Annotated in this window: 6 protein-coding genes; all 6 read right to left on the bottom strand. The window is 60.9% G+C overall.

The window, feature by feature from the left end:
* Window positions 1-113: 113 nt before the first annotated feature.
* Window positions 114-488 (bottom strand): fluoride efflux transporter CrcB, encoded by a 375-nt coding sequence (gene crcB / locus EN925_RS17565; RefSeq protein WP_063172204.1) that lies wholly within the window; start codon window positions 486-488, stop codon window positions 114-116.
* Window positions 489-564: 76 nt separating this feature from the next.
* On the bottom strand, window positions 565-2,217 hold the full coding sequence (locus EN925_RS17570; protein WP_245461050.1) for a hypothetical protein: 1,653 nt from the start codon (window positions 2,215-2,217) through the stop codon (window positions 565-567).
* Window positions 2,218-2,389: 172 nt separating this feature from the next.
* On the bottom strand, window positions 2,390-3,220 hold the full coding sequence (locus EN925_RS17575; protein ID WP_164753799.1) for an aspartyl/asparaginyl beta-hydroxylase domain-containing protein: 831 nt from the start codon (window positions 3,218-3,220) through the stop codon (window positions 2,390-2,392).
* Between the two features lie 171 nt (window positions 3,221-3,391).
* On the bottom strand, window positions 3,392-4,699 hold the full coding sequence (locus tag EN925_RS17580; protein WP_013531441.1) for a replication-associated recombination protein A: 1,308 nt from the start codon (window positions 4,697-4,699) through the stop codon (window positions 3,392-3,394).
* Between the two features lie 48 nt (window positions 4,700-4,747).
* Window positions 4,748-6,235: a DegQ family serine endoprotease gene (locus tag EN925_RS17585; RefSeq protein ID WP_127385272.1), complete on the bottom strand. Its 1,488-nt coding sequence runs from the start codon at window positions 6,233-6,235 to the stop codon at window positions 4,748-4,750.
* 199 nt (window positions 6,236-6,434) lie between these two features.
* A partial coding sequence (locus tag EN925_RS17590) for a bL17 family ribosomal protein (RefSeq protein ID WP_206632843.1) occupies window positions 6,435-6,636 on the bottom strand: 202 nt, incomplete at its 5' end.

Genomic DNA, 6,636 nt, shown 5'->3' on the forward strand with positions numbered 1-6,636 from the left:
CCGCATGCCCGCCTCGCCGGCTTCCACCGTGATCTGTTCAACGCCTGCCATGTTTTTTGTCGCTTATCCGTTTCCCGAGCCAAGCTCGGCCTGTTCTTGGCGCGGCAATAGCACTAAGGCAGGCTTCTTGCGAGCCAAAGTCCCAGAAACAGGGCGATAATGGCGCCAATGACGCTGGCAAGGGCATAACCCAGCGCAGGCAGCGTGGCTCCCCGCTCCCACAGCGTCGCAAAATCGAGCGAAAAGGCTGAGAAGGTGGTGAAGCCCCCAAGAATGCCGGTGGCAACGAACAGCCTGACCTCGTTCGATCCGCCACGGCGCATCATGGAGGCGATGAACAGCCCCATGGCGAAGGAGCCGATGACGTTGATGGCCATCGTGCCCCAGGGATAGTTGGGGCCGACAAAACGCAGCGCGCCGATGTTGGTAAGGTGACGAATTCCGGCACCGATGCCGCCACCGACGACGACGAGAAACAGATTGAACATGACCGTTTACTGCCCCCGCAGGGCTGCCCGGTCAATCCCTCGCTGTGGGCGCAAGCGCACGGATCAGCCGAGCTCGTCACCACTCAGGCGTTGCCCATCCCGGATATTTTTTCCTGAACTCGTTATAGAGGTCATCGATCTCCGTTTTTCCGATAGGGCGCACCTGTTCGTAGAGGTAGCCCTTGACGTCGCCGGACAGCTGGTACGCCGCGATGCGCCTGTATGCAGCGCCGATGCCTTTGCCCTCGACAATGTATTGGTCCGGTATCGAGACACAGAGCTGCGCACCCGGCTGCAGATGGGTAACGGGCGGATCGGTCACGACAACGTATTTGGACTTCAACGCCGCCGGTCTGAACCGATCGCGACTATCGACCTGACAAGCCCACTCGATGCGGGGGTAAAGGTCCTTGTCCATTTCATAGAGCAATGAGTCGCTCATGATCCCGCTGGACGCAAATACCGACAACCGGTCCCCAGGTCCCATCTTTCCAAGAAGGTCATCGATAAGGCGCCTGTATTCTGGAAGATTGTCGAGTTGCAGCGGGAGCGTGGCTTCCCTGGCAAAGACGTAGCTGACCGGTGACAGCACCTGGCGGCCAATCGGGAAAAAAGTACCGAAAAACGCCAGCACGGCGGCAACGGCTATCGCGGCGGTCGACCATCGCGATCTCAGCGCCGGCATCGAAACGATCGCAACGATTGCCTGGGCGTAGGCAGGAAAAAGCCAAAGAAACATTGGCACCGAATGGTGGCGATCCGGGTCCTGCATGCGGGTGAAGAGGAAGAAGGTAAGTACCGAAGCAACGGCACAGAACAGGGAAAATCTGTTTTGGCGTATGATGGAGATGCAAAGGCCGAATACGATCAACAGCCAGTTCACATAGCTGAGCCGCGATCCTGCCTGGTCAACCTGTGAAACGAAGCTTGTCTTGTATCCGCTGTAAAGGTCGCCATAGCTGGTTCCCAGTATCTTGAGGATCAGAGGTTGCTGGGAGGTCAGCGCGGCTCCGACAACCACGAGGATCACACACAGGCCCCCGACGGCGGCATTGCGGAGTGCCGGGACGTCGCGGTCTTTCGCGACCTGCAGAAAACAGAAGAAGGCCGCGGAAGTTCCGACCCCGATGACGGGATAGGCATACCAGCGGCGCAGCACGAATGCCAACCACAGGCATACGCCGACACGCATTCCGCTGATCACCGGTTCATGGGTCAGGAACCTCGATTTCCAGAGAAAATAGGTTGCCGCGCAAAGCGCGAGGCAGCCGGCAATGTCCGGCAACCCACGAAGCGTCGCCGCCCAGAAGGGCGTGTAGAGAAAGGCCGCAATCCATACGGTGAGCCAGCTTCGGCATGAAGGCGTCCCGGTCGCCGCCTCCAGATAGCTTGTTCTGCCGATGAGAAGAGCGGTCGGAACCAGGTAAACAGCGACTATTCCGGCGATGTAGGAAAACCTCGAATCGCCAAAAATGATGTGAAACGGCATCAGCGGCACCAGGATCGCCGCACTGTAGTCATCGGTGGCGATCGAGGTCCTCAAATGGCTGAGCCACTCGAGAGGGCTCTGAACCAAGAGCGTGCCCTGCCGGCTAAACGTGTCGAAATAGGCAGCGAAGTCCCAGTAATAGACAGGCTGTTCAAGCCCTACATAGATGAGAGCAAGAGCAACTCCCAGCAGAGCGGTACACACATATGTCGTTGCCCAAAATCCGAGAGATTTGTTCATCGTCACTTGCGGCCGCCAGAAGGAGAAGAGGCAGAACTATCAAAGCCAGCCCGGACTACCGTTTAATGCAGCCAGGATCCGGCGCATGAGCGGCCGACAAGGATTGGCCAAGTCTCACATGCAGAGCACCCAGACGCTGCCGGCAGGGCCGGCAGCGCCGATTTTCCAAAGCTCAGGTCGTCCCGGCATTCTTCGGCTTGGTCGAACCGATCATTTTCCAGTTCTTGTAGAACATGGAATTGATGCGCTCGACGCTCACCGAGACGATGGCCAGCATACCCGCGATGAGGCGGGGAACCGGGGATGGCCTGATAATGTCCATGAACACGCAGTAGCGGCGGCCGTCATACTCGTTGACCGAGCGATGCAGCAGCGTGTCGTCGAAGATGAACAGCGGATTGTCGTACCAGTAATTCTTGACGTTGCCGCACTCGACGAAAATCTCCGACTTCACCGGGATCAGATTGTAGAGAATGCGCAAGCTGAGCCGCAGCGGGCCGAAATGCCAGGACGTCGATTCGCGCTTGCTGAAGACGGAAACGGCGATGGTCTTGATGTATTTGAAATCCTTGTTGAACTCGGCGACGTTGTCGATCCTGTGCTTGCCGTACCACTGGTAGACATACATGCCGCGCCGGCCGGCGCCGAAATTGGCATCGATATCGGCGATGATCTCATCCTTGCGCGCCTTGAAGATATCCAGGACCTCGTTGACCTCGCGCTGATAGTCGGCGGGAAACTGATCCAGCTTCCACACGCCAGGATTTCTGTAGCACAAGAGGTCGACCAGCAGGTTGAACGGCGAAAGCAGCCAGGTGAACAGGCCGTTGCCGAGAAAATAGCCTGAGAACAGCGACAGATCCTTGCGGTCGTTGCGCAGCACGTCGATCAGGCCGCAGACGATGAAGATCGTCGTCAGGATGGGGATGAAATAGAAGCCAAGGGCGAGAAGCGGGATGGCAATGGCGAATTTGCGAAGGGATTTGCGAAGATTTTTTGTCATTTTTCCACGCGCCAAGCGCGATCCTGTTGCGAATGAGGTGCCCAAATCAAGGCAATGGCCACCGCCCGGTCGTGCGCCTTGATAAGGTTTTTTGGGTTACCACACAACGGCCCTGCTACCGCGGCCGGCTGGCTGCCTGGCGGATCTGGTCAATAGCCTCACGCAACCCGGCTATTCCCGCTCTTTGCGCAGCTTTGCCCAATAATCGAGCCGCTTCCTGATATCGCGCTCGAAGCCGCGCTCGGGCGGATCATAGAAGGTCTGGCGACCCATCTTCTCCGGAAAATAATCCTGCCCCGAAAAGGCATCCGGCTCGTCATGGTCGTAGCGGTAGCCCGCGCCGTAATCCTCCTCTTTCATCAGCTTGGTCGGCGCGTTGAGGATGTGCTTGGGCGGCAGCAGCGAGCCGTGTTCCTTGGCGGCCCGCGTGGCGGCCTTGAAAGCGTTGTAGACGGCGTTGGATTTGGGCGCGGTGGCGAGATAGACGGTGGCCTCGGCAAAGGCGAGTTCGCCTTCGGGCGAGCCGAGATAGTCGTAGGCATCCTTGGCGGCATTGGCGACGACAAGCGCCTGCGGGTCGGCAAGGCCGATGTCTTCCATGGCCATGCGCACCAGCCGGCGGCCTAGATAGAGCGGATCCTCGCCGGCATCGAACATGCGTGCGAGATAGTAGAGAGCCGCGTCAGGATCTGAACCGCGTACCGATTTGTGCAGCGCCGAGATCAGATTGTAATGGCCGTCCTGGCCCTTGTCGTAGATTGGCGCGCGGCGCTGGACGATGCGCTGCAGACCCTCGGGATCGAAGACCTCGCCGGGCTTGGCTGCTCGCCAGACTTCCTCTGCCAGGGTAAGAGAGGCGCGGCCGTCGCCATCGCTCATGCGGATGAGCATGGCCCGCGCCTCGTCGTCGAGCGGCAGCGCCCTGCCCTCGGTCTCCTCCGCCCGCGCCATCAGCTTGGAGATGCTCTCCTCGCCAAGCGAATGGAAGACCAGAACGCGCGCGCGTGACAACAAAGCGGCATTCAGTTCGAAGGACGGGTTTTCGGTCGTGGCGCCAACCAGCACGACTGTCCCGTCCTCCATGACCGGGAGGAAACTGTCCTGCTGCGCGCGGTTGAAGCGATGGATCTCGTCGACGAACAACAAGGTCTGGCGGCCATTGGCACGGCGCAATTTGGCTGATTCGAACACCTTTTTCAGGTCGGCGACGCCGGAAAAGACAGCCGATATCTGCTCGAAGGCGAGACTCGTTTCACCGGCGAGCAACCGCGCCACGGTGGTCTTGCCGGTGCCGGGCGGCCCCCAGAAAATCATCGAGCCGAGCGAGCCGGAACCGATCAACCGGGTCAGCGCGCCGTCAGGCCCGGTCAGATGCTCCTGGCCGACGACCTCGCCAAGGTTCCTCGGCCGCAACCTGTCGGCCAGCGGCCGCCCAGGCGGCTTCTTTTCCGGTTCATCGACGCTGAACAGATCGGCCATGCACTTCTTTTTCGTTGGAGCATGAGCCCGAATGCACGGAACCCAGCCCTAATAACGCAACACCTGACGCAGTATCTGCCCGCCGCGCTCGACCGTAAAGCGCCACCAGCGCGTATCCGTCTTGGCCGCCAGCTCCAGGGTCGCTGCGGTATCGATGGTGGTGCCGTTCACCTCGCGCACGATGTCGCCCGGCTGGAAGCCGAAATCGGCGGCCGGTGAATCGCGGTTGATGTCGACCACGGTGACGCCCTTGATGTCCGTGCGCAGGCCAAGCCGCTGCGCGAGCCGGGGCGAAAGCTCCGCGACCTTGGCGCCCGAAAAGGGGCTGCGGCCATGCAGCGTCACCTCGGCAGCCTTCATGCCTTCCGGAGCACGCTCCAGCGCGATATCCATCGCCGCCTGCTGGCCCTTGGTCAGAACCGCGAAATTGGCGGTGGTGCCGATCGACAGCGTCGCCATCCGGTAGTCCAGCGCTTCGATGCTCTCGACCGGCTTGCCGTTGAGCTGCAGCACCACGTCGCCGGGCTTGAGCCCTGCCTTGGCGGCCGGTCCGGTCGCCTCGACCGACGAAACCAGCGCACCGGTCGGCTTCTCCATGCCGAGCGATTCTGCGATCTGCGGCGTCACCGCTTCGAACTCGGCGCCGACATAGGGCCTCTCGAAGAAGTCGAGCCCGGCCTTGGCCGCGTCGGCAAAGGCGCGAACCATGTTCGAGGGAATGGCGAAGCCGATGCCGATCGAACCGCCGCTGCGGCTGTAGATGGCCGTATTGATGCCGACCAGCTGGCCGCCCATGTTGATCAGCGCACCGCCGGAATTGCCGGGATTGATGGCGGCGTCGGTCTGGATGAAGAAGCTGGAATCGGAGACGCCGATATGGCTGCGGGCCAGTGCCGAGACGATGCCGCTGGTGGTGGTCTGGCCGACGCCGAAGGGGTTGCCGATGGCCAGCAGCAGATCGCCGACCTCGAGCGCGTCGGAATCGCCGATGGCAATGACCGGAAACGGCTTGTCCGAGGTGATCTTGAGCACGGCAAGGTCGAGAGTCTCGTCCTTGAGCAGCACCTTGCTGTCGAACTCACGCCCATCAGCGGTCGCCACCTTGACCCGGTCGGCATCCTTGATGACGTGGTAATTGGTGACCACGACGCCAGTCGGATCGACCAGCACGCCGGAGCCCAGCGAAGACTGCGCGCGCGGCTGCGAGCGGCCGAAGAATTCTTCGAAGAACGGATCGCCGTCGAAAGGCGATGTCACCTTGGCGGTCTGCGAGGCATAGACATTGACCACCGCCGGCGCCGTCTGCTTGACCAGCGGCGCAAACGACAGCTGCACCTCCTCGCGACCGAACGGCACGCGCTTGTCGGGACCGGACGTCGCGTTCTCGCCCTCGACGCCATGCAGCAGGTCGGTCAGCACATCGGACAGGCCGGGATCGGTCTTGGTCTCCTCGGCCAATGCCTGCCTGACCACCGGTGCGGCCGCAAACGCCATGATGGCGAAAAGCAGAACAAAGGGCAGTCTTCTGGCGCGCATTCGCGAATCCTCCAAGGCAAGTTCGGGGGCATTGTCCCGACGATTGTGCAAAATGAAAGGCTAAGCCGCTGAAATCCGACTATTTTGGGCCAAAATCCCAGGGGCATGCCCGGAAATCGGATTCCGGCGCGGTTTGCTGCTTTCAGAAAACAAAAAGGGGCCCGCAGGCCCCTTTGAACTCATTTGGGAAAACCGAGCCTTATGCGGCTGCGGCGTCCGCGTCAGCGCTTTCGGCCTCGATGCGAGCGCGGTCGCCGGCGCCCTTGGCCGAGACGTCGCGATCGACGAATTCGATGACAGCCATGGCGGCGTTGTCACCGTGACGGAAGCCCGCCTTCATGATGCGCAGATAGCCGCCATTGCGGTTGGCGTAGCGCGGCGCGATGGTGTCGAACAGACGC

This window comes from Mesorhizobium sp. M7A.F.Ca.US.006.04.2.1, from assembly GCF_004022915.1.
In the GTDB taxonomy this organism is placed as follows: Bacteria; Pseudomonadota; Alphaproteobacteria; order Rhizobiales; family Rhizobiaceae; genus Mesorhizobium; species Mesorhizobium ciceri.